The organism is Amycolatopsis sp. A1MSW2902, assembly GCF_017312175.1.
GTDB lineage: Bacteria > Actinomycetota > Actinomycetes > Mycobacteriales > Pseudonocardiaceae > Amycolatopsis > Amycolatopsis nivea.
Map to the genome: position 1 here is coordinate 7653460 of NZ_QJPO01000001.1, position 21765 is coordinate 7675224.

Below are 21765 nucleotides of genomic sequence, written 5' to 3' on the forward strand. Positions count from 1 at the left end.
TCGGTGCCGCCGCTGAAACGCGGAACAGGAAGGCCAGTGGTCCGGGGCCTAAAGACTCCACGATTTCGACGCGGCCGCGGCCGAAATCTCGTAGTTCCCTGGGTAGGACAGAGGCCTGTATGGAACCTGCGGACAGGAGGATTGCTGGTCGCGTTTTTCCTGGGAGGGTGCCTGGTTCGGCGCGTAATTCGCTGCCTTCCCAGGGGGTTGCTGGAACAACAGGTTTTCGTCGCCACAGGGCCATGGCGCGCAGGCTAGCGCGAAAATCGGTGGCACTGCGGCATTTGCCCGGTTAGCGTCCGCAGGCGTGAGTTACGAGCATCCTCTCGCTTACCTCATCGGGATCGAAGGAGCGGCGTTGCTCCGCGCGTTCACCGGCGAGCACGATCGCGAGTTTGTCGAAGCGCGGTTGGCCGAGATTCGCGCGTTGCTGGCTGACGAGGACCTGGCCGACGGCGTCGAGGTAACCCAGCTCGCGCCTAGAGATGGTTACGCTCGCTGGGCTGCCGCGTATGACTCCGGCGAGAACGCTGCGTTCGCTGACGAGCCCCACGTCGCGGCGATCCTTGACGCCATTCCGCCGGGTCGGGCGCTTGATGCTGCCTGCGGCACTGGGCGGCTCACCCGGCTGTTGGTCGAGCGCGGTCACCACGTGGTCGCCGTCGACGGTTCGCCGGAGATGCTCAGCCATGCCAAGGCCGACTCGACTTTCGTTGCTGACCTGCATGAACTTCCGGTCGGCGACGGTTCGCCGGAGGTCGTGCTCTGCGGTCTCGCGTTGTCGCACGTACCGGACCTGGCACCGGTGATAGCGGAGTTCGCTCGCGTCCTCGCTCCGGGCGGGCATCTCGTCCTTTCCGACGTGCATCCCGAGCAGGTCCAGCGCGGATCGATCCCGTCCGTGCGCACGGCCGACGGCGACCCGGCTCGGGTGCGGACGAGTCATCATCGCGTCGGTGATTACCTGCGTGCATTCTTCGCTGGCGGTCTCGCGCCGGTGAGCTGTGTGGAGCCGACGCCCGCACCGACCGAACCGCGCCACGTGCCTGGCGGTGGGCCGTGGGATCTCTGGCCGTGGTCGTTGAACGGCCTGGTGCCGGACGCGTTGGCCGCGGCGGCGAAGGACGTGCCGTCGATGCTTATCTGGCACTGCCGCAAAGCCGCATAAACCCAGCGGTGACTGTCCGCCGCGTAAGTCTCACTCGCAGTTCACGGAGCGGTCAGGCGGTCGCCACACGGCTGCGGCGCAATGGTGGCGTGGATGCTCGCCTGCTGGTCTCGCTGTCCGGGGTCACCACGCGCACGCTGCACCGTTGTGCGCATCTGGCGGCCGAACTCGAACGTCGGCATGTTCCGCTGTCGATCCTGCATGTCGCGCGCACCGAGGACGGGCCCGTGACGGCTTGGGTCCGTACGCGCGCCGCGGCGGGTGACTCGGTGCTGCTCAATGGCTACGACCACCGCATCCCGCCGACGCATCGCGCCGTGCACCTGGGGCGGAAGGCTGAGTTCGCTGTGCTCCCCGCGCACGAAGCGCGGCTCCGGCTCATCGCTGCGAAGGCCGCCCTCGACGCGACCGGCGTGACTGTTGACGGCTTCGCGCCGCCGCGATGGCTGGCGTCGGCTGGCACTGTGCAGGCGTTGCGGGAGCACGGCTTCACGCTGTGCGCCGACCAGAACGCCGTACGGGACCTGGTGACCGGCGAGACCCGGCGCGCGCGGGTGCAGGACTTCACAAGTCAGTCGCACCGTACGGAGACCGTCCGCTGCTTCGCGCTCGTACTGGCCTCCGCGCGGGCCGCGCGCCGAGGCGGGCTGGTGCGGCTTGGCATTGACGCCGCTGACCTCAGCCGCCCCGGCTTGCGGCAGGCGTTGCTGGACGCGGTGGACGTGGCCCTCGAAAACCGGGCCTTCGGGAGCACCTACGGCTCCCTGCGCCACACCGCGCCCGCGTAGCCCTAGACCTCCGTCGCGACGCCTCGTTCCAGCGCCTTCACCTCGGTGCCTTCCGGGGCGAGGTTCTGGAACAGCCCGTAGTGCATGTTCGCCGCCGCGTTGGCCAGCACCGCCTCGTGGATCGGCACCGAACGGCGCGGCGCGACCGCACGCAGGAAGTCCACCGCTTCGCCGGCCTTCAGCCACGGCGCCCCGGTGGGCAGGCCGAGCACGTCGACCTTCTGCTCGGGCACGAAGAGCGAGTCGCCCGGGTGGTAGAACGCGCCGTGGTCGACCAGGTAGCCGATGTTCGGGATCACCGGGATGTCGGCGTGGATCACCGCGTGCTCGCCGCCGGTGACCGACACCGAGGTGCCGCCGATCTCGAACGCGTCGCCGGGCTTGGCGACCTCGAACTCCAGGTGCAGCTTCTCGACGGCCTCGGCCGAGCCAGGGTCGACGATCAGCTTCGCGCCCGGGTTCGCCTTGAGCAGGCCGGGCAGCCGTTCGACGTCGAGGTGGTCGAAGTGCTGGTGGGTGATCAGCACCGCGGACAGTTCGCGCTCGTTCTCGAAGCCGGTGGAGAACGTGCCAGGATCGAGCAGAATCCGCTCCGCGGCGGTCTCGAGCAGTACGCAGGAATGTCCGAAATGGACGATCCGCATCAGGTTTTCTCCTTACCAAGATCGGTCGGTTCAACCCTACGCTCGTGGCCTGGTCCACGAGGGGGTCCAGCGAGGACTCCCGGTCGGAGGACTTTCCGCGCCAGTTCCGGGATGCCATGCTGGCGGGAAGCCCGGGCAACTGTTGGCAGAGTGTCAGCAACCTCGTAGCCTGGGGGTTCACCGAGACGGGGAGACGCCGATGACCGCGGTCCAGCCGAAGCCGACGCCCGTCGGCGAGACGTTCGATTCGCTCAGCCCGGCCACCGACGAGGTCGTCGGCACCTACCCGGTGCACACGGCCGACGAGGTCAGCGCCGCCGTCGAGCGGGCGAGGGCGGCCGCGCGCTGGTGGGACGGCCTCGGCTTCGCCGGGCGCGCGGAGCGGCTGCAGCGCTGGAAGGGCGTGCTCACCCGGCGGCTGCCGCAGCTGTGCCAGGTCGTGCGCGAGGAGACCGGCAAGCCGATCGCGGACGCCCAGCTCGAGAGCGTGCTGGCGATCGAGCACATCGCGTGGGCGGCGAAGAACGCCCGCAAGGTGCTCGGCAAGCACCGCCGCTCGTCCGGCCTCCTGATGGCCAACCAGGCCGCGACCGTCGAGTACCTCCCGCTCGGCGTCGTCGGCGTGGTCGGGCCCTGGAACTACCCGGTGTTCACCCCGCTCGGCTCCATCGCGTACGCGCTGGCCGCGGGCAACGCGGTGGTCTTCAAGCCGAGCGAGTACACCCCTGGCGTCGGGAAATGGCTGGTGGACGCGTTCGCTGAGATCGTGCCCGAGCAGCCGGTGCTGCAGCTGATCACCGGATTCGGCGAGACCGGGGCCGCGCTGGTCGGCTCCGGCGTGGACAAGATCGCGTTCACCGGTTCCGCGGCCACCGGCAAGAAGATCATGGCCGCTGCCGCGAACACGCTGACCCCGGTGGTGATCGAGGCGGGCGGCAAGGACGCGCTGCTGGTGGACACCGACGCGGACCTCGAGGCGGCGGCTGACGCCACCGTGTGGGGCGCGTTCTCCAACTCCGGCCAGACCTGCATCGGCGTCGAGCGCGTCTACGTGCACGAACGCGTGGCCGACGAGTTCGTCGCCAAGGTGGTGGAGAAGGCGAAGAACGTGCGCGCCGGCTCGGACGAGGACGCGCAGTACGGGCCGATCACCATGCCCTCGCAGCTCTCGGTGATCCGCGGTCACATCGAGGACGCGCTGAAGCGCGGCGGGAAGGCGCTGGTCGGCGGCGTGGAGAGCGTCGGCGACCGCTACGTGCAGCCGACCGTGCTGGTGGACGTCCCGGAGGACTCCGAGGCGGTGCGCGAGGAGACGTTCGGCCCGACGGTCACCATCGCCAAGGTCCGCGACATGGACGAAGCGGTGGAGAAGGCCAACGCGACCAAGTACGGCCTCGGTTCCACGGTGTTCTCCCGGGCGCGCGGCGCCGAGCTGGCGTCCCGGCTGCGCGCGGGGATGACCGCGGTGAACGCGCCGCTGTCGTTCGCCGGGATCGCGTCGCTGCCCTTCGGCGGCGTCGGCGACTCCGGGTTCGGCCGGATCCACGGCCCGGAAGGGCTGCGCGAGTTCGCCCGCCCGAAGGCGGTGGCCCGGCAGCGGTTCACCGCGCCGCTCACGCTCACGTCCTTCTCCCGCAAGGAATCCACGGACGCGCTGGTCGCCAAGCTGGTCACCGTCCTGCACGGCAAGCGTTAAGGAGCACTGTTGCCCGGCTTCGGCGATTTCCAGCACGAGATCTACTTCGCCGGATTGTCCGGCCGCGTTCCGGACCTGCCGATGTCGTATGCGGAACTGGAAACGCGTGCGGCTCAGGCGCTTCCGCCGTCCGTACTGTCCTATGTGGCCGGTGGGGCCGGCGACGAGCGGACCCAGCGCGGGAACGTCGAGGCATTCGAGCGCTGGGGCCTGGTCCCGCGGATGTTCGTGGGCGCGAAGGAACGCGACCTGTCGGTGGACCTGTACGGGATGAAGCTGCCGTCGCCGCTGTTCCTCGCGCCGGTCGGGGTGATCGGCCTGTGCGCGCAGGACGGCCACGGCGACCTCGCGACCGCGCGGGCCAGCGCCCGAACGGGCGTGCCGATGGTCGCTTCGACACTGAGCGTCGACCCGATGGAAACGCTCGTCCCGGAACTGGGCGACACTCCGGGCTTCTTCCAGCTGTACACGCCGACTGACCGTGACGTCGCCGCCTCGCTCGTGCAACGCGCCGAGGCGGCGGGCTTTCGCGGCATCGTGGTCACGCTCGACACCTGGGTGACCGGCTGGCGGCCGCGCGACCTGTCGACGGCGAACTTCCCGCAGTTGCGCGGGCATTGCCTGGCCAACTACTTCACCGACCCGGTGTTCCGGAAACGGCTCGGCAAGGCTCCGGAGGACGACCCGGCGGCCGCCGTCGGACTGTGGGCCCAGCTGTTCGGCAACCCGCTGACCTGGGAAGACCTGCCCTGGCTGCGCTCGCTGACCAAGCTTCCACTGCTGGTGAAAGGCATCCAGCATCCCGATGACGCCCGCCGCGCCATCGACGGCGGGGTCGATGGGATCTACTGCTCCAACCACGGCGGACGGCAGGCCAACGGCGGTCTCCCGGCGCTGGCCTGCCTTGCCGAAGTGGTCGATGCCTCCGGCGGCACGCCGGTGCTGTTCGACTCCGGCGTGCGCTCCGGAGCCGACGTGGTCAAGGCGCTGGCCTTGGGCGCGACGGCGGTGGGCGTCGGCCGCCCGTACGCCTGGGGGTTGTCGTTGGCTGGTGAGGACGGCGTTGTCCATGTGCTGCGTACCTTGCTCGCTGAAGCTGACTTGATCATGGCTGTGGACGGCTATCCGACCCTGGCCGACCTCACCCGCGAAGCGCTGCGGCGAGTCGGCTAGACGCTTACGCGGGCAGAAAGTACCCCTCGCTCTCGTCCCACGGGATGTCGAAATCGTCGAGGTGTACGTGCCACTTCGCGTCCGGAAGGGCGCGGCGCAACTCGGTCACCGAGCCCAGCACGTGTTCGAGCACGGGCATCACGTGGTCGAGATCGAGCGGCATCTTGGTGGACCCGGCCACGATCGCGTCCGGCTCGCCTTCCTCGTACAGGAAGAGGGATTCCTCGTCCGGGTAAGGAAAAGACGGCTGACGTGTGGTGACGACGCGTTCGACAGCGGCGGTCTCGGCAGCGGTGAGCGCGGTCGCCCGGCTCGCGTTGTAGTAGAGGGAAGTGCTCATGGGCCCGACTGTAACGACGGGGTCCGACAATTCCGGGAAAACAGTCATCCGGAACAGCCCGCCCGCCCGTCGAGCAGGCAGCTACAATCGCCGCCCGTATGTGGTTTCAAGGAAAGTCCGGGCGGATCCTCGCCTGGTTGTCCGCACTCGGCGCGGTAGCCCTCGTCGCGGGCATCGCGGCGGTCATCAGCAGCTTCAACCCGGTTGACCTGCAGGTCTACCGCTTCGGTGCGGACGCGGCCGTCCAAGGCGGCGACCTTTACGGCCCGCTCCCGACCACCACAGCCGGATCGATGCTGCCGTTCATCTACCCGCCGTTCGCCGCGATGCTCTTCTCGGCCCTGGCGCTCCCGCCGCTCCCGATCGCGTCGGTTCTGCTCGACGTCCTCTCCGCCGCATCGCTCTGGCTCGTCTTGTACACCACGGTCCGCCACCTGTGGCGCGACTGGAACCGCCGATCCACGGCCGTCGCCGCGTCCGCGCTCACCGTTGCGGCGCTTGCCTTTGAGCCCGTGCGCTCCACCATCGGCTTTGGACAGATCAACCTCGTCCTGATGGCACTGGTCGCCGTGGATTGCCTGGCGCCCAACCCACGCTGGCCGCGCGGAATCCTCGTCGGCCTGGCCGCCGCGATCAAGGTGACGCCCGCTGGTTTCCTCCTTTTCTTCCTGCTCGCCAAGGATTTCCGCGCCGCCCGCAACGCACTGCTCACCGGTGCCGGAGCGACCTTGCTCGGCTTCCTGATCGCCCCGCGCGCGTCCGTCGAGTACTTCTTCGGCGGCGGCCTCACCGGTGCCGACGGCTTCAGCGGCTCGCCCTACGCGACCAACCAGACCATCCAAGGCGCCCTCAACCGCCTCGCCCTGCTGCCGCCGGCCCACGACCTGCTGTGGCTGGCGTTGTCCGCGTTCGTCCTGGTCGCCGCCGTACTTGTCATGCGGCGCGTCGACAGTTCGCTCGGCTTCGTCGTCAACGCGGCGGCGGTGCTCGTCCTGTCCCCGATTTCCTGGTCGCACCACTGGGTTTGGGTGGTGCCCGCGACGCTCATCCTCGCCGCCCGGGTCCGCACGCGTCGCGCCGCCGCCGCGTTGGCCGCGGGCGCGTCGGTTTTCATCGCCGCGCCGCACACTTTCGTGCCCTCCAGCGGGATGCGGGAACTCGCGTGGGAACCGTGGCAGCACCTCGTCGGCGACGCCTATGTAATTCTCGGCTTGGGTTTCCTTGCCTGGCAACTGTTCGCGGTGCAGTTCGCGCGGGTTCCCGAACTCGAACGGGTCGGTTAGGCGGAACCGGGCCAAACCAGCGTCACCAGGTCCCGGCCGGACGACCCGAGATCTGGTGGCATCTCCGGATCGATCCCCATCTCCAGCAAGGCCCGCTCGACCTCGCCGGCCGCGTCGGCAGGCAGGCACAACCGCCGCCGGACGACGTCCACTGTGGACGCGAACTCCGCGTACTCCGGCTCCGGCGGCCGCCGCCATTCCATGACTTCCGGCTCGATCCCCACTTCCGCGAGCGCCGCGAGACAGTCCCCGGCAGTCGGTCCAGCCGGTCGATCGATGCCGTGAAACCGTTGCCACAGCGGATTAAGCTCAGTCAACGGATGCCGCGCGGCCGTCTCGACCACCACCCGCCGCCGCGCCGCCGCGGTGAGCGCCGAGACGAACGGAGCCAGGTCGGGGACGTTGTAAACCACGTTCCCGCACACGACAACGTCCGCCACACCGGCTTCGTCGGCAAGATCGGGCCACCGGCCGGACAACAGCCGATGCTCCACGCCCGCGGCCCGCTCGGCGAACGCCGCGAGCAACTCGTCGTCGGTGTCCAACGCCGTCACCGCGGTGACGTTCGACCGGCCGACCAGAGGCAGGCTCGCCGCCCCGGCCGCCGCGCCGATGTCGAGCACCGTGCCTGGCTCCTGCAACGCTTCGGCGGCCAGCTGATAGGTCACCCCGATCGGCGCGGCGATCTGCTGATCGGCTCGCCGCAGGAACACCTCGCGCGGCAGGACCCACGGCGATTCCGGAGGGTGCACGGCGTCCGGAATCGCCCAGGCGGCAAGGAGATCCCGCCAGGTTGACAGAGCGGTCATCGAGCCCGAATCAGATCAGCCGCCTTTTCCGCCACCATGATCGTCGGCGCGTTCGTGTTCCCGCGCGGCACCACGGGCATCACCGAAGCGTCTACCACCCGCAGCCCCGTAACCCCGCGCACCTTGAGATCCGGGTCGACCACCGCGTGCTCGCCGCTGCCCATCGCGCACGTGCCGACCGGGTGGTACAGCGTCTGCGTGTTCTGCCGGACGTGCTCGGTCAATGCCTCGTCCGACAGTTCATGCGTCGCCGGCAGGAACGGCCGGTCCAGGAACTTCGCCAGCGGACCCGACCGTCCGATCTCGATCAGCGACCGCAGAGCGGACTTCACCGATTCCAGATCGATCGACTCCGCGTAGTAAGCCGGGTCGATTTCCGGCTTCCACAACGGATTCGCCGACTTCAGCCGCAGCCGCCCGCGGCTCGCGACGTCGACCAGCGTGGCCGCCGACGTGAAGCCCGGACACGTGGGCTCGCGCATTCCGTTGTCGTAGAACAACGTCGGGGCCACGTGGATCTGCATGTCCGGCGCGGCCAGCCCGTCGCGGGTCGAGTAGAACGCGCCCGCCTCGCCGATGTTCGACGCGAGCGGGCCGCGTTTGGTCAGCTGGTAGCGCACCAATCCGGCGGGGGTCGCGGAGTCCGCGATGTCGGTCGTGCCCTTCGTCGACCAGATCACGCCGACCGCCGGGTGGTCGTGCAGGTTGTCGCCGACGCCGGGCAGCGCGGCGACCACGTCGATGCCCAGTTCGCGCAGATGCTCGGCCGGACCGACGCCGGACAGCATCAGCAACTGCGGCGAGTTGATCGCCCCGCCGGACAGCAGCACTTCGGCGTCCGCCCGGACCGTCGTCGGCACGCCCTTGTCGAGATAGGACACCCCGACCGCTCGGGTGCCCTCGAAAACCACCCGCGTGACCTGCGCGTTCGTCCGCACGGTCAGGTTCGGCCGCGACAACGCGGGCCGCAGGTAAGCGTCCGCGGTGGACCAGCGGCGGCCGCGCTTGCACGTGACCTGGTAGAGCCCGGCCCCCTCCTGCGACTCGCCGTTGAAGTCGTCGGTGTGCTTGAGCCCCCACGCGACCGCGCTGTCCACCCACGCGTGCGACAGCTCGTGGGTGAACCGCCGGTCCTCGACGTGCAGCGGACCGTCGGTGCCGTGCAGCGGGCCGCCGAGGCGCTGGTTGCCCTCGGCGCGCTTGAAGTACGGCAGCACGTCGTCCCAGCCCCAGCCGGTGGCTCCGTGTGCATCGCGCCAGCCGTCGTAGTCGGCGCGGTTGCCGCGGATGTAGATCATCGCGTTGATCGACGAGCAGCCGCCGAGCATCCGGCCGCGCGGCCAGTACTCCTTCTTGCCGGTGTGCTTCTGCTCGACGGTCTCGTAGTTCCAGTCCCACTTCGTCTTGAACAGCGACGCGAACGCCGCCGGGATCCGGACCTCGTCCGCGGTGTCCTCGCCGCCGGCCTCGAGCAGCAGCACCCGCACGGACGGGTCCTCGCTCAGCCGGTTCGCCAGCACGCAGCCCGCGCTGCCCGCGCCGACGATCACGTAGTCGAAGGAGTCCTGCTCTGGCACGCTGCCTCCCGGTGGTGTTGACACCATGTCAACGACACATCATGGCGCAGGTCACGCTACGCGCAAGTCGCCGGAAAACCGATCAGTCAGAAGTGGCATCGAAGACGGTGACGCACGCGCCGTCCGCGGCGTCGTCGTCGGTCTCCACCCGGCCCTCGCCGGTCACGTCGTCCACCTTGGTGTCGAGGTGCACGATGGTCCGGCCCGCGGAGGTCAGCACGTCCGTCTTGCGCGGGGTGAGCTTGGTTTCGCCGTAAATCCACTGCTGAGTGCCGTTGCGAGTGGTGTCCGGCGCGTCCCGGCACATGACCGACAGCGCCGCCGGGATGTCTCGCGCGTTGACCGCGTCGATGAACTTGGTCGCGGCGTCCGTGCCGTTCTTCACCTGGGGCCGCGGCTTCGGATCCGTCGACAGGCTGGCCAGCGGAGCCGGTTCGCCACCCGATTTGGTGTCGCGCACACACCAGCCTTTGTCGCTGGGGATGATCGCGATCCCGTAGGTGAGGTCGCCGGCGGTGATCGTCGCCGCGCGCTCCTGCTGGCCGGTCAGATGCACCGCGTTGCTGATCTTCGCGTCGCCCTTCGCGCTCCGGAAGGTCTGCTCGGCGGTGTAGGACCGCTTCGACCGGATCTTGCACCACAGCTCATTCAGCCCGGTCTGCTCGGTGATCGAGTTGGCGACCGACTGGGCCAGCTGTTCCGGCGTTCCCTGCGACGTCGTGTCCAGCTTCTCCTTGAAGAAGCCCGGCGTCACCCAGCCGCTGAAACTGCCCAGGCGGCGGCCCCTGCTGCGGTCCGCGCGGCGGATAAGGGCCCTGCTGCGGATACGGGCCTTGCGGCGGGTGGTTCACGTCTCCCCCTCGATACCGGTCTGTCTGCCGATCAGGCCAGTGAAGTACGCTTCCAGTGCACCCACGACCTGCAGAAATAAGGAGCAGCCAGCCGTGGCTCGAGTCGTTGTCGACGTCATGCCCAAACCCGAGATCCTCGACCCGCAGGGCCAGGCGGTGGCGCGCGCGCTGCCGCGGCTCGGCTTCTCCGGGGTCGCCGACGTGCGCCAGGGGCGGCACTTCGAACTCGAGGTCGACGACGACGTCGATGACGAGACGCTGGCCAAGATGGCCGAGGGCTTCCTCGCCAACCCGGTGATCGAGCAGTGGACCATCCGGCGGGTGGAGGCGTGAGCGCCCGCATCGGCGTCATCACCTTCCCCGGCACGCTCGACGACGGCGACGCCGCCCGCGCGGTCCGCTACGCCGACGCCGACGCGGTTTCGCTCTGGCACGCCGACGACGACCTCAAGGGCGTCGACGCGGTCGTCGTCCCCGGCGGCTTCTCCTACGGCGACTACCTGCGCGCCGGCGTGATCGCCCGCTACGCGCCGGTGATGTCCTCGGTCATCGACGCTGCGCACAAGGGCATGCCGGTGCTCGGCATCTGCAACGGCTTCCAGATCCTGTGCGAGGCCGGTCTGCTTCCCGGCGCGATGATCCGCAACGTCGGCCTGCACTTCGTGTGCCGCGACCAGTGGCTGCGCGTGGACAACAACGCCACCGCGTGGACCACGCGCTACGAGGCGGGCGCGGAGATCCTGATCCCGCTCAAGAACAACGACGGCTGCTACGTCGCCGACCAGTCCACTGTGGACATGCTGGAGGCGGAGGGCCGGGTCGCGTTCCGCTACGTCGGCGGCAACCCGAACGGCTCCCGCAACGACATCGCGGGCGTCACCAGCGAGAACGGCCGCGTGGTCGGTCTCATGCCGCACCCGGAGCACGCGATCGACGCGCTCACCGGCCCGTCCGACGACGGCCTCGGCATGTTCTACAGCGCGGTCGACGCGCTCGTGAAGGCCTGAGCCAAGCACCGAAAAGGGGCCCCGGGAAAACTTCCCGGGGCCCCTTTCGCGTTACTTGCTGTGGTCGCTGGAGAGCCAGCGCTCGGTGCGCACCCGCACCAGCACCGAGTTCTCCGTCAGCGAGCCCTCGACGAACTTCCGCGCCTCGGCCTCGGGCGCGTACCGCGAGGCGATGGCGAGCGCCTGTTCCTCCGTCGGAGCCGAGGACCGGTCCACGACCGGACCGGACACCGTCACGTACTTGTACGGCTGGGTTTCCTGCTGCACCGTGAGGCTCAGCTTGCCCGCCGCCTCGATCGCCCGGTCCTTCGCCGATCCGCGGTCCATCCAGATCAGCAGTTCGCCGCCGGGCTCGTAGTCGTACCAAACCGGCACGGCGAGCGGGGCCGCGCCTTCCCGGCCGATCGACAGCACGCCCACCCGCTGCTCCGCGAGGAACTTCTCTCGTTCGTCCACCGTCATGACCGCCATCCGGCGTCACCCCCAGGCTAGGAAGATCAGGATCCGCTTGAGGCCAACGCCGGACGCCCGGCGGACATTCCGGTCTCGGGGCTCGGGCCGGGACGGCCGTGCTCAGCCGAGCCGGAAGACCAGTGCCGTGGACTGTGCGGTGTAGATCGCGCGGACTCCGTAAACGACCCCGTCTGCCCAGAACAAGCGGCAGAACCACGGTGCCAAGCTGCGATTGCCGGGACCCGTGAGCGAGACCGTGCGCACGGGTGTCACAGCTCCGGTGTCCAGTGAGAACTTGACGATGTGCTGATCAGGACCGTCCTGGCCGGCGGAGACCACGGCGATCACCTGCCCGTTGTCCACCGCGAGCGGCGCCGCGACAATGCCGCCGCCGGGCGCCGGGACTTCCCAGCGTTTGGCGCCGGTGCGGAGGTCGAACGCGGCGAGGCGGTTGGGCTTCTGCGGGCTGGTCAGCGCGATCATCGTGGTGCCCGTGACGAGTGCTCGCGAACGTCGATGTGACGTGCCATTGGAGGCCCCGCTCAGGCTGTAGCCGAATCCGTCGTCGCCCATGAAGCCGTTCAACGCGTCTCCGGCGTCGACGGTGGAAACCGGTTCGAGCGAGTCGTCGAGAGTTGCGTACATCCCTTTCGATGCGTCGTTGAGGTAGGCGACCAGCGGCGACGCGCTCACCCACGCCATCGTGAGGTAGGACTTGCTCTTCACGAACTCGTTGTGCTGCTTGGTTTTCCCGGTCGCGGGATCGACGGCAACGGCGACGTACAAGCTATCGCCGGCGTCCTTGGCGCTGCAGTGGGACAGCAGCACGAAGTCCGCGCTCCGCGGCAGCCCGTCCGACGGGATGCAGTTCGAGTACACCTTCTCGTCGGTCGGTGGCGTGACCTCGGACCAGCGGACGGCGCCGGTGGCCGCGTCCAGCCCGAGCAGTTGCTGGTAGTGCACGACCACGACCGAACCGCCGACGATCTCCAGCACTGCGTGCTCGTCGAGTTTCGCCTGCGACGGGCTCCCCGACGAGGTGATGGGCATCGTCCGCTGCCACAGCAGCTTTCCCGCGTTGACATCCAGCACGGCCGCGCTCGAACAGAGATCCCCATAACCGACGGCGATGTGATTGTCGACGACAGAGGTGCTCGCCCCGCAGAAATGGCCGGCGGGGGAAGGGATCCGCCAACGTTCCTTTCCGTCGCTCCGTGCGTACGCGACCGCATAGGTGTCGTTCACCAGCACCAGATCGTCGCCCACGACCCAGGAATCGATGCCGTTGTCGTACGGCGGGACCCGGTCCGCTCCCAGCTGCCACGGACCTGGCTGGGACACCGCGATCGCGTGACCGGACACCGTGCCGCTGTTGAGCGCGAGCGGTACCACGATCGCCGCGATCACCACGGCTGCCAGAAATGCCGAGATTCCGAGGAAGGCCCGCCGGCCACCCTTTTTGTCAGTCACGACCCGCTCCCCCCTTAGATGCGGGTAGTGTATTTGGGGAAATTTGATTCCCCAAAGTTCCGCCACGGTTTTCACCGCTTCGGATTTGTCGTCCGGGAATCGCGCTTCAGCTTGCCGCCGCGACCAGTCGCGAGTACGGGCCGCCCGCCGCGATCAGGTCCTGGTGCGGGCCGAGTTCGGTGATGGTGCCGCCCTCGACCACCGCGACCCGGTCCGCCGCCGCGGCCGTGTGCAGCCGGTGCGCGATCGCGATCACCGTGCGGCCTTCGAGCACCGCGTTCAGCGACCGTTCCAGCTCGCGCGCCGAACCGGTGTCCAGCAGCGACGTCGCCTCGTCCAGCACCAGCGTGTGCGGGTCGGCCAGGACGACCCTGGCCAGCGCCAGTTGCTGCGCGAGACCGGCCGGAACCGCGTACGCGCCCGAGCCGAGCTTGGTGTCCAGCCCGTCCGGCAGTCCGGCCGCCCACTCCGCGGCGCCGGCGGACGCGAGCGCGTCCAGCAGTTCCTCGTCGGTCCAGTCCCCGCCGCCGCGCCGGGCAGGCAGGGCCAGGTTTTCCCGCAGCGTCCCGGAAAACGTGTGGTGTTCCTGCGTCAGCAGCAGCACCTCGCCGCGCAGCACGTCGTCCGCGAGCGTCGACACCTCGGTGCCGCCGACCCGGATCGAACCCGCGGTCGGCGCCGAGATCCCGGCCAGCAGCCTGCCCAGCGTCGACTTGCCCGCACCGGACGGTCCGACGATCGCCAGCCGTTCCCCTCGCGGCACGCTCAGGCTGATGCCGTGCAGCACCTCGCGGTCTGAGGTGTAGCCGAACCGGACGTCGCGCACCTCGATGTCGCGTCCGCGCGGCACGTCGGCGACCTTGTCCGCCGATTCGGCAGGCTGCACGCCGATGATCCGGCGCGTCGCGGCTATCGCGACCTGCAAGTCCTCCAGCCAGAACAGCGCCTCGCTGAGCGGAGCGGTCATCGCCTGCGCGTACGCCAGCATCGTCGTGATCGTGCCGAGCCCGGCCCAGCCCTGGCTGTAGGCGAACAAGCCCAGCAGCAGGAGCGCCGCGATCGGCAGCACGTAGCTGATCTCGAGAGACGGGAGCCAGCGCATCTGCAGCGCGCGCATCCGGCGTTCGCCGAGCGTCGCCTGGTCGAGTGCGTGATGTCCGGCGCGGACCCGCCGTTCGGTGAGGCTGAGCGCCTCCGAGGTCCGCGCGCCCTCCACGGTCTCGTGGGTGGTCGACTGCAGGTCGCCCCAGCGGTCGAGCATCCACGCGAACGCGCTCGGGATCTTCCGCTGGTACCAGATGTTCACCGGCACCAGGATCGGAATCGCCACCAGCAGGGCCAGCGCGAGCAGCGGCGACGTCACGATCATCGCGATGGTGGTGAACAGCACCGTCACCGCGGCGATCAGGATTTCCGGCGCGGCGAACCGCACCGCGACGTCCAGCCGGTTGATGTCGCTGGTCGCCCGGCTGAGCAGGTCGCCGGTGCCGGCCGCCTCGACGGTGCCCAGCGGAAGGCCGAGCGCGTTCGTGACGAACCGTTCGCGGGTCTGCGCGAGCACCCGTTCGCCGAACATCCGGCCGCGCAGCCGCGCCGCCTTCCTCGCCCACGCCTGCAGCACGAGCACCGCCACGAACGCCACGGCCAGAAGATCGACCCGCAGCGTCGTGCCGTGCTCGACCACGCCGTCCACGAGCCTGCCGAGCAGTTGCGGCCCGGCCAGCCCGACCACGGTGGCCAGACAGAACAGCCCGAGCATCACGGAAAACTCGCGCCGGTGCTCGACCGCCACGCGTTTCGCCCAGCGCCGCACTTCGCGTTTCGACGCCAGCGGGAGCCGCGTCGTCATACCGTCACTGCCTTTCCGTGCACGACCTCGTCGGCCACGTTCCTCCACAGTGGACTCTGGCTGAACACCACCGTGGTCCTGCCGGTCCGCAATTCTTTGGCGCGCTGGGTGATCCGGGCTTCGGTGTGCGCGTCGACCGCCGACGTCGGCTCGTCGAGCAGCAGCACGTCGGGGTCGATCGCCAGCGCGCGGGCGAGGCTCAACCGCTGCCGCTGCCCACCGGACACCTCGCGGCCGCGTTCGCCGATCAGCTCGTCAACGCCGCGCGGCAGGGCCTCGATGATGTCCTCGGCGTCCGCCGCGTGCAGCGCCGCGAAGATGTCGACCCCGCGCGGGTGCTCCGGGGTCAGCTGATCACGCAGCACCCCGGAAAACCACAGGTCCTGGTTGTGCGCGTACACCACGCGCCTGCGCAGTTCGGCGAGCGCGACGCGATCCGCGGGCACTCCGCCGACCAGCACCTGTTCGCCCTCGTCCGCGTCGGCGAACCGGCTCATCCGCGCGGCGATCGCTTCCGCCTCGGCACCAAGATCGACGACGGTCAGCTTGCCCGGCGCGATCCGGATGCCGCTGGCGGTATCCACCAGTTCCAGCGGACCGTCCGGCAGCGGCAGCGGCGACACCGGCTCGGCGAGCTTCGGCCGCAGGGCCAGCAGCCCGCACACCTTGCGCGCCGCGACCAGGCCCGAGCTGAGCGAGCTGACCTGTTCGGTCGCCGTGGCGACCGGCACCACCAGGAACGCCGAAAGGCCGTAGAACGCCACCAGTTCGCCGACGCTGATCGTGCCGTCGAGCGCGAGCCGCGCGCCCAGCCAGGTGATCGCCACCGTGACCAGCCCCGGCAGCAAGACCTCCGCGCCCGCCAGCCAGGATTCGCTGCGCCCGACCTCGACGCCGGAGCGCCGCACCAGCTGGCTCGCGTCGCGGAACCGGGCGAGGAATCGCCGTTCGCCGCCGACGCCGCGCAGGATCCGCAGCCCGGACACGATGTCCGCGCCGAGTGCGTTCACCTCGCTCAGGTTCTCCCGCTGCGCGGTTTTCCGCTTCTGCAGCGGCGCGAGCAGCGGACCGATGCCGAGCACCGCGAGCGGGACGCCGACCAGCGCGACCGTGCCCAGCACCGGCGAGGTGCCGAGCATCGCGATCCCGATGACCACGAACGCCACGATCGAACCGAACGTGCGGCCGATGACCTCGAACGCGTTGCCGACCCAGTTCATGTCCGACGACGTGACCGCGACAACGTTGCCGGTGGTGGTGGCGTCGCGCAGGGACGCGCCGAGCCGGGTCGTGTGGTCGGTGACCAGGCGCTGGGTGGAGCCCGCGCCGTGGATCCACATGCCGTACGACGCGAAGTGCAGCCCGGTGCCGAGCAGCGCCTGCGTCACGCCGAGCACGCCCGCGAGCAGCGCCCAGCGCCACAGCGCGGACGAGTCGCCGTCGGCGATCGCCCCGACGCCCCGGCCGATCACCAGCGGCAGCAGGGCGCTCGGCAGCGACCAGCCGGCCCCGGTGACGATCGCGGCGAGGACGAGCCCCGGCCGTGCGCGCAGGACCGCCAGCAGATACCGGACCGGCGTCGGACGTTCCGGGAGCCGGATGTCGGGGAAGCGGTACGTGGCGGAAAGCACGATCATTGACGCTAAGCCGCCGGGACGCTCCGGCGCGACTCATTTATGCCCCGCGCGAGCAGGCTGGGCGGCTGTGGGTGTGACCCGGCCGACACGTAGTCTTAAGGCCGTGGCGAACCCTGACACGGATACCGTGACCAGCACAGTTGACACCACCGCAGTGGCCGCGGCGACCCCGGAAACGAGCCAGCCGTACGTCGAACTCGGCCTCGCCGAAGACGAGTACGCGCGGATCCGGGAAATCCTCGGCCGCCGGCCCACCGACGCCGAGCTCGCGATGTACTCGGTGATGTGGAGCGAGCACTGCTCCTACAAGTCCTCGAAGAAGCATCTGCGCTACTTCGGCGAAACCGCCACCGACGAGATGAAGGCCAAGATGCTGGCCGGCATCGGCGAGAACGCAGGCGTCGTCGACATCGGCGACGGCTGGGCGGTCACCTTCAAGGTGGAAAGCCACAACCATCCGTCCTATGTGGAGCCGTACCAGGGCGCGGCCACCGGCGTCGGCGGCATCGTGCGCGACATCATGGCGATGGGCGCGCGGCCGCTCGCGGTGCAGGACGCGCTGCGCTTCGGCCCGGCCGACGCGCCGGACACCAAGCGCGTGCTCCCCGGCGTGGTCGCGGGCGTCGGCGGCTACGGCAACTGCCTCGGCCTGCCGAACATCGGCGGCGAGCTGGTCTTCGACCCCTCCTACGCGGGGAACCCGCTGGTCAACGCGCTGTGCGTCGGGGCGATGCGCACCGAGGACCTGCACCTGGCGTTCGCCTCCGGTTCGGGCAACAAGATCATCCTGTTCGGCGCGCGCACCGGTCTCGACGGCATCGGCGGCGTGTCCGTGCTCGCCAGCGACACCTTCTCCGGCGACGAATCCGCGTCCGGGCGGCGGAAGCTGCCCAGCGTGCAGGTCGGCGACCCGTTCACCGAGAAGGTGCTCATCGAGTGCTGTCTCGACCTGTTCCGCGAGAAGCTGGTCGTCGGCATCCAGGACCTCGGCGGGGCCGGGCTCTCCTGCGCCACGTCCGAGCTGGCCGCGGCCGGCGACGGCGGCATGCACATCTACCTCGACCGGGTTCCGTTGCGCGCCACCGGGATGACGCCCGCCGAGGTGCTCTCCAGCGAATCGCAGGAGCGCATGTGCGCGGTCGTCTCGCCGGAGAACGTCGAGGCGTTCATGGCGGTCTGCGCCAAGTGGGACGTCATCGCCACCGACATCGGCGAGGTCACCGACGGCGAGCACCTCGTCATCACCTGGAACGACGAGATCGTGGTCGACGTGCCCGCGCACACCGTCGCGCACCAGGGCCCGGTGTACGACCGCCCGATCGAGCGCCCGGCGTTCCAGGACGGCCTCGTCGCCGACACCTCCGCAAAGCTCCCGCGCCCGTCGACGCCCGAGGAACTGCGCGCGGACTTCCTGAAGCTCATCGCGTCGCCGAACCAGGCGTCGAAGGAATGGGTGACCGCGCAGTACGACCGCTACGTGCGCGGCAATTCGGTGCTGTCCCAGCCGTCCGACTCCGGCATGATCCGGATCGACGAGGAGAGCAACCGCGGCGTCTCGGTGGCCACCGACTGCAACGCGAAGTTCGTCTACCTCGACCCGTACCGCGGCGCGCAGCTCGCGCTGGCCGAGGCGTACCGGAACGTCGCCACCGGCGGCGCGACCCCGGTCGCGGTGTCCGACTGCCTCAACTTCGGCGCCCCGACCGACCCGGGCGTGATGTGGCAGTTCGAGCAGGCCGTGCACGGTCTCGCCGACGCGTGCGTCGAGCTGGGCATCCCGGTCACCGGCGGCAACGTCAGCTTCTTCAACCAGACCGGCGACACGGCGATCCTGCCGACCCCGGTGATCGCGGTGCTCGGCGTGATCGACGACGTCACCCGCCGCATCCCCACCGGCATCGGCGCGGAAGCAGGCGAGACGCTGCTGCTGCTCGGCGACACCCACGACGAGCTGGACGGTTCGGCCTGGGCCCGCGAACTGCACGGGCACCTCGGCGGCGTCCCGCCCCGCGTGGACCTGGCCCGCGAGAAGCTGCTGGCCGACGTCCTGGTCGCCGGTTCGCGCGACGGCATGATCTCCGCCGCGCACGACCTGGCCGACGGCGGTCTGGCACAGGCGCTCACCGAGACTGTCCTCATTGGACAGTGCGGAGCCCGGGTGTTCCTCGACCGCGACCAGGACCCGTTCGTGCAACTGTTCTCCGAGTCGTCCGGCCGCGTGCTGGTGGCGGTCCCGCGCACGGAGGAGCTGCGGTTCACCGAGATGTGCACCGCGCGCGGCCTGCCGTGGCGCAAGACCGGCGTCGTCGACCCGGATTCCGGGACGCTGGAAATCCAGGGCGTCACCGAGTTCTCCCTTGAAGAACTGCGCGAGACCTGGGAGAAGACCCTTCCGGCGCTGTTCGACTGAGCCCTCGTGAGTGCCGGCGCGGACCGGTGCCGGCACTCACGAGCGGAAGGTGACCACCTCCGCCAGCTCTGCCCGCGGAATCGCCGGCCGGGGCTCATCGGGATCCGCGTACCCGATCGACATGCCGCAGCCGAGGACATATCCGGGCGGCGGCTCCGCGATCTCCGTGACGCTCCGGTGGTACCGGCCCCACGCGATCTGCGCGCAGCTGTCGAGCCCTTCCTCGCGCAGCAGCAGCATCACGGTCTGCAGGAACATCCCCGCGTCCAGCCATTGCGGGGGAAGCATCTGCTCGTTCAAGTAGCAGAAAAGCGCGACCGGAGCACCGAAGCAGTCCCAATTCCGAACCCGGACCCGCTCCCGGCCCGTGTAATCCTCCCGCGCGACCCCGACCGCGCCGTAGCGCAGCGCGCCCAGCTCCTCGATCCGCCGCGCGTACTGCTCGGGCAAGGCTTGCGGATAGGGCAGCACCTGGGGCGGATCGCCGGTGTCGCCGTCCGCGATGCGCTGCCCGACCAGGTATTTCAGCTCGGCCAGCTTCGCGCCGGTTAGCACGTAAACCCGCCACGGCTGCAGATTTCCCCCAGACGGGGCGCGCAAGGCCGTGGCGAGGACTCGGGTCAGGACTTCGCCGGGTACTGGCTTGCCGAGGAAGCCGCGGACGGACCGCCGGGAACGCACCGCTTCGTAGACGTCCACGGTTTCTTGATGCTACTCAGATCGGCACCGCGACATAGCCGCCATTCTGCGGATCCAGCTTCCAACCGTCCGGCAGCGCTGCCTCCACCGGACCGGAGAACGCTGCCCCGTCGAAAAGGACTTCCTTCGCGAAGGTCGCGCCCTTGAAGGTGGTCGGACCGGCGAACGTGGTGTGGGAGAAATTGGCCCGTTCCGAGAATTCGGTACCGGAGAACCAGGCCCGGTCGAGAAAAGTCGCGTTGCGGCAACGGAAAACGCCCACCAGGCGGCCAGGACCCGTGCCCGCTGCGGTGAAATAAGCCTGCCCGGTGAAGACAGAGCCGCTGAGATTCGTGCTGCTGTACAGCGAAGCGTGCCGCAACAGCAGGCCGCCGATTCGACGGCGGGAAAGGTCGAAATACTCCAGCACCGCGCCGGTCAGATCGAGGTCCGGACCCGGTCCGTCCACATCGGACGGTGGCAGCAGATCCCGGATCAGCCGTTGCGCGGTGAGCCGCACCTGCAGCTCGCGTTCCTGCTCGGGCGTAACTTCATCATTGTCATAGCGGCCGTGCATGAACGGCCGCCGCAGATAAGAACACAGCACATCGAGCACGGTCTGCCGATACTCCGGCCGCGTCCGCGCCAGCCCGGCCAGCGCGTGCAACGCGCCGACCCGCACCTGATCGGCCTCGTGGCCCAGCAATTCGACCGACTTGGCGAACCGCTCGTCGGAGATCCGCTCGCGGTCGACGTCGTGCCGCTGCTGCTCGATCACCTGCCGCGCCTCCTCGACGCGGCGGCGGCGATCGTTGAGCCACAATGCGTACAGCGCCACGACCGCGCCACCGGCGAGACCGGCCGTTTTCAACGCTTCACTACGGCTTGTCGCGGGGTCGGCGAGCAACCAGCCGCCGACCCCGCACAGCAGTGCCACGGACGCGATCAACGTCCACAGCAGCGGCGAGCGCACCGGGTCAGAACGCGAGGATCAGGTACAGCCCCACGCAGTAGCCGCCGCTGCGGTTCATGATGACCATCGTGCCGCTGGCGTCCTTGCCCGACAGCTTGCCCGTGATCCGGGCGCTCGTCGTGGCGCTGCCCGGGGTGACCTTGCTCAGCGTGAGCTGCGGGTCGCCGCTGGTGGTCTCGTCGATGCTGCGCTTCGACATGCTCTCGGTGCCCTGGCAGGCCATCGCGGTCGCGCCCGCCGCGTCCTTGGCGTTGAGCTTCGCGAGGAAGTCGTCGATGACCTGCTTCGCCTCGCCCGACGCGCCGCCCGAATCGGGGTCGTCGCTCGAATCCGTGGACGGCGACGACGAGTCGCTCGGCAGCGGAGCCTCCGACGACTGCGACGGGGCCGGGGCGGGCGGCTGCGCCTGCGTGGTGCCCTTGTCGTCCTTGCTGAGGAAGAACCCCGGCGCGACGAACCCGGTGATGCCGAGCGCGACCACCACGACGACCGCGACGGCGATGCCGATCCACAGGCCGGTCTTGTTGTTCTTCGGCGGCTCGCCGCCCGGTCCGCCCGGGTATTGCCCCTGGTCCCAGCCCTGCTGCGGGAACTGCTGGGTGCCGCCGTACGGCTGCTGCTGGTACCCCGGGTACTGCTGCTGAGCGTTCGGGTCCCAACCCTGCTGCTGCTGGGCGTTCGGATCCCAGGCGGGCTGCTGCTGCTGGGGGTTCGGGTATCCGCCCGGCTGCTGGGCCTGGTTGGGGTCCCACCCCGGCTGCTGCGGCACCCCGCCCGAGCCGGGCTGCTGCCAGCCCTGGCCGTAGGGGTCCCCGCCCTGTCCGGGCTGCGGTGGGTAAGTCATGTCCGGTTCCGCCTTCCTGCTGCACCGACTCGCGCCGCGGTCTGACGCCCCGCCGGCCCAGGCGGTTCCGTCTCCGCCCCAGGTCTGCATTGTGCAAGGCGGGCAAAGCTCGCAC

The 21765-nt window shown here is 69.6% G+C and carries 20 protein-coding genes; 8 read left to right on the forward strand and 12 right to left on the reverse strand.

Going from position 1 to position 21765, the window contains the following annotated elements:
- Positions 1-307 precede the first annotated feature (307 nt).
- On the forward strand, positions 308-1168 hold the full coding sequence (locus DMP23_RS35700; RefSeq protein ID WP_337823671.1) for a class I SAM-dependent methyltransferase: 861 nt from the start codon (positions 308-310) through the stop codon (positions 1166-1168).
- An 89-nt stretch (positions 1169-1257) separates the two neighbouring features.
- Complete coding sequence (locus DMP23_RS35705) at positions 1258-1956, forward strand: DUF2334 domain-containing protein (RefSeq protein WP_337823672.1); 699 nt, start codon at positions 1258-1260, stop codon at positions 1954-1956.
- A 2-nt stretch (positions 1957-1958) separates the two neighbouring features.
- Here the strand turns inward: DMP23_RS35705 and DMP23_RS35710 are convergent, their stop codons facing one another.
- Positions 1959-2600, reverse strand: coding sequence for an MBL fold metallo-hydrolase (locus tag DMP23_RS35710; protein ID WP_037808710.1), 642 nt, complete (start codon positions 2598-2600; stop codon positions 1959-1961).
- Positions 2601-2799: 199 nt separating this feature from the next.
- On the opposite strand from DMP23_RS35710, the gene DMP23_RS35715 reads away from it, so the two are divergent.
- Both DMP23_RS35715 and DMP23_RS35720 read left to right on the forward strand, forming a co-directional pair.
- Positions 2800-4296 (forward strand): aldehyde dehydrogenase family protein, encoded by a 1497-nt coding sequence (locus DMP23_RS35715; RefSeq protein ID WP_337823673.1) that lies wholly within the window; start codon positions 2800-2802, stop codon positions 4294-4296.
- A gap of 9 nt (positions 4297-4305) precedes the next feature.
- Entirely contained in the window at positions 4306-5469 is a 1164-nt protein-coding gene (locus DMP23_RS35720) for a lactate 2-monooxygenase (protein WP_337823674.1), read from the forward strand.
- A gap of 4 nt (positions 5470-5473) precedes the next feature.
- Here DMP23_RS35720 and DMP23_RS35725 read toward each other — a convergent pair whose 3' ends face one another.
- Positions 5474-5809: a hypothetical protein gene (locus tag DMP23_RS35725; protein ID WP_337823675.1), complete on the reverse strand. Its 336-nt coding sequence runs from the start codon at positions 5807-5809 to the stop codon at positions 5474-5476.
- A gap of 98 nt (positions 5810-5907) precedes the next feature.
- Between DMP23_RS35725 and DMP23_RS35730 the strand changes: the two genes are divergently transcribed.
- Entirely contained in the window at positions 5908-7092 is a 1185-nt protein-coding gene (locus tag DMP23_RS35730) for a glycosyltransferase 87 family protein (protein ID WP_337823676.1), read from the forward strand.
- Here the strand turns inward: DMP23_RS35730 and DMP23_RS35735 are convergent.
- The 3 genes from DMP23_RS35735 to DMP23_RS35745 form a co-directional block, all read right to left on the reverse strand.
- On the reverse strand, positions 7089-7901 hold the full coding sequence (locus DMP23_RS35735; RefSeq protein WP_337823677.1) for a class I SAM-dependent methyltransferase: 813 nt from the start codon (positions 7899-7901) through the stop codon (positions 7089-7091). The genes DMP23_RS35730 and DMP23_RS35735 overlap by 4 nt on opposite strands.
- Complete coding sequence (locus DMP23_RS35740; protein WP_337823678.1) at positions 7898-9478, reverse strand: GMC family oxidoreductase; 1581 nt, start codon at positions 9476-9478, stop codon at positions 7898-7900. The genes DMP23_RS35735 and DMP23_RS35740 overlap by 4 nt, the downstream gene beginning before the upstream one ends.
- An 82-nt stretch (positions 9479-9560) precedes the next feature.
- On the reverse strand, positions 9561-10232 hold the full coding sequence (locus DMP23_RS35745; protein ID WP_337823679.1) for a hypothetical protein: 672 nt from the start codon (positions 10230-10232) through the stop codon (positions 9561-9563).
- A gap of 190 nt (positions 10233-10422) precedes the next feature.
- On the opposite strand from DMP23_RS35745, the gene purS reads away from it, so the two are divergent.
- The gene (gene purS, locus DMP23_RS35750) at positions 10423-10662 is read left to right on the forward strand and encodes a phosphoribosylformylglycinamidine synthase subunit PurS (RefSeq protein ID WP_037808692.1); all 240 of its coding nucleotides are present in this window, start codon (positions 10423-10425) and stop codon (positions 10660-10662) included.
- Positions 10659-11336: a phosphoribosylformylglycinamidine synthase subunit PurQ gene (gene purQ / locus DMP23_RS35755; protein WP_337823680.1), complete on the forward strand. Its 678-nt coding sequence runs from the start codon at positions 10659-10661 to the stop codon at positions 11334-11336. Before purS ends, purQ begins: the two co-directional genes overlap by 4 nt.
- A 51-nt stretch (positions 11337-11387) precedes the next feature.
- Here purQ and DMP23_RS35760 read toward each other — a convergent pair whose 3' ends face one another.
- The 4 genes from DMP23_RS35760 to DMP23_RS35775 form a co-directional block, all read right to left on the reverse strand.
- Complete coding sequence (locus DMP23_RS35760) at positions 11388-11807, reverse strand: pyridoxamine 5'-phosphate oxidase family protein (RefSeq protein ID WP_037808689.1); 420 nt, start codon at positions 11805-11807, stop codon at positions 11388-11390.
- Between the two features lie 102 nt (positions 11808-11909).
- Positions 11910-13259 carry an outer membrane protein assembly factor BamB family protein gene (locus tag DMP23_RS35765; protein ID WP_337823681.1) on the reverse strand — a complete coding sequence of 450 codons (1350 nt, stop codon included), beginning with the start codon at positions 13257-13259 and terminating at the stop codon, positions 11910-11912.
- Positions 13260-13365: 106 nt separating this feature from the next.
- A complete protein-coding gene (locus DMP23_RS35770; RefSeq protein WP_043834678.1) occupies positions 13366-15108 on the reverse strand; it encodes an ABC transporter transmembrane domain-containing protein in 1743 nt (580 codons plus the stop codon).
- Positions 15105-16739, reverse strand: coding sequence for an ABC transporter ATP-binding protein (locus DMP23_RS35775; RefSeq protein ID WP_167753951.1), 1635 nt, complete (start codon positions 16737-16739; stop codon positions 15105-15107). The genes DMP23_RS35770 and DMP23_RS35775 overlap by 4 nt, the downstream gene beginning before the upstream one ends.
- A 133-nt stretch (positions 16740-16872) precedes the next feature.
- Here DMP23_RS35775 and purL point away from each other — a divergent pair, with 133 nt between their 5' ends.
- Complete coding sequence (gene purL, locus DMP23_RS35780; protein WP_337823682.1) at positions 16873-19155, forward strand: phosphoribosylformylglycinamidine synthase subunit PurL; 2283 nt, start codon at positions 16873-16875, stop codon at positions 19153-19155.
- 36 nt (positions 19156-19191) lie between these two features.
- Here the strand turns inward: purL and DMP23_RS35785 are convergent, their stop codons facing one another.
- The 3 genes from DMP23_RS35785 to DMP23_RS35795 are packed head-to-tail and all read right to left on the reverse strand — an operon-like array spanning position 19192 to position 21650.
- Positions 19192-19854, reverse strand: a complete 663-nt coding sequence (locus DMP23_RS35785; protein ID WP_337823683.1) for a nitroreductase — start codon at positions 19852-19854, stop codon at positions 19192-19194.
- A 16-nt stretch (positions 19855-19870) separates the two neighbouring features.
- Positions 19871-20806 carry a pentapeptide repeat-containing protein gene (locus DMP23_RS35790; protein WP_337823684.1) on the reverse strand — a complete coding sequence of 312 codons (936 nt, stop codon included), beginning with the start codon at positions 20804-20806 and terminating at the stop codon, positions 19871-19873.
- 4 nt (positions 20807-20810) lie between these two features.
- A complete protein-coding gene (locus DMP23_RS35795; RefSeq protein ID WP_134727631.1) occupies positions 20811-21650 on the reverse strand; it encodes a hypothetical protein in 840 nt (279 codons plus the stop codon).
- Positions 21651-21765 lie beyond the last annotated feature (115 nt).

What these genes read in the sequence shown, in the direction of transcription:
- DMP23_RS35760 (WP_037808689.1), bottom strand. Translation starts at nt 11,807, where the DNA reads ATGGCGGTCATGACGGTGGACGAACGAGAGAAGTTCCTCGCGGAGCAG.
- DMP23_RS35735 (WP_337823677.1), bottom strand. Translation starts at nt 7,901, where the DNA reads ATGACCGCTCTGTCAACCTGGCGGGATCTCCTTGCCGCCTGGGCGATT.
- DMP23_RS35725 (WP_337823675.1), bottom strand. Translation starts at nt 5,809, where the DNA reads ATGAGCACTTCCCTCTACTACAACGCGAGCCGGGCGACCGCGCTCACC.
- DMP23_RS35710 (WP_037808710.1), bottom strand. Translation starts at nt 2,600, where the DNA reads ATGCGGATCGTCCATTTCGGACATTCCTGCGTACTGCTCGAGACCGCC.
- DMP23_RS35730 (WP_337823676.1), top strand. Translation starts at nt 5,908, where the DNA reads ATGTGGTTTCAAGGAAAGTCCGGGCGGATCCTCGCCTGGTTGTCCGCA.
- DMP23_RS35715 (WP_337823673.1), top strand. Translation starts at nt 2,800, where the DNA reads ATGACCGCGGTCCAGCCGAAGCCGACGCCCGTCGGCGAGACGTTCGAT.
- DMP23_RS35770 (WP_043834678.1), bottom strand. Translation starts at nt 15,108, where the DNA reads ATGACGACGCGGCTCCCGCTGGCGTCGAAACGCGAAGTGCGGCGCTGG.
- DMP23_RS35795 (WP_134727631.1), bottom strand. Translation starts at nt 21,650, where the DNA reads ATGACTTACCCACCGCAGCCCGGACAGGGCGGGGACCCCTACGGCCAG.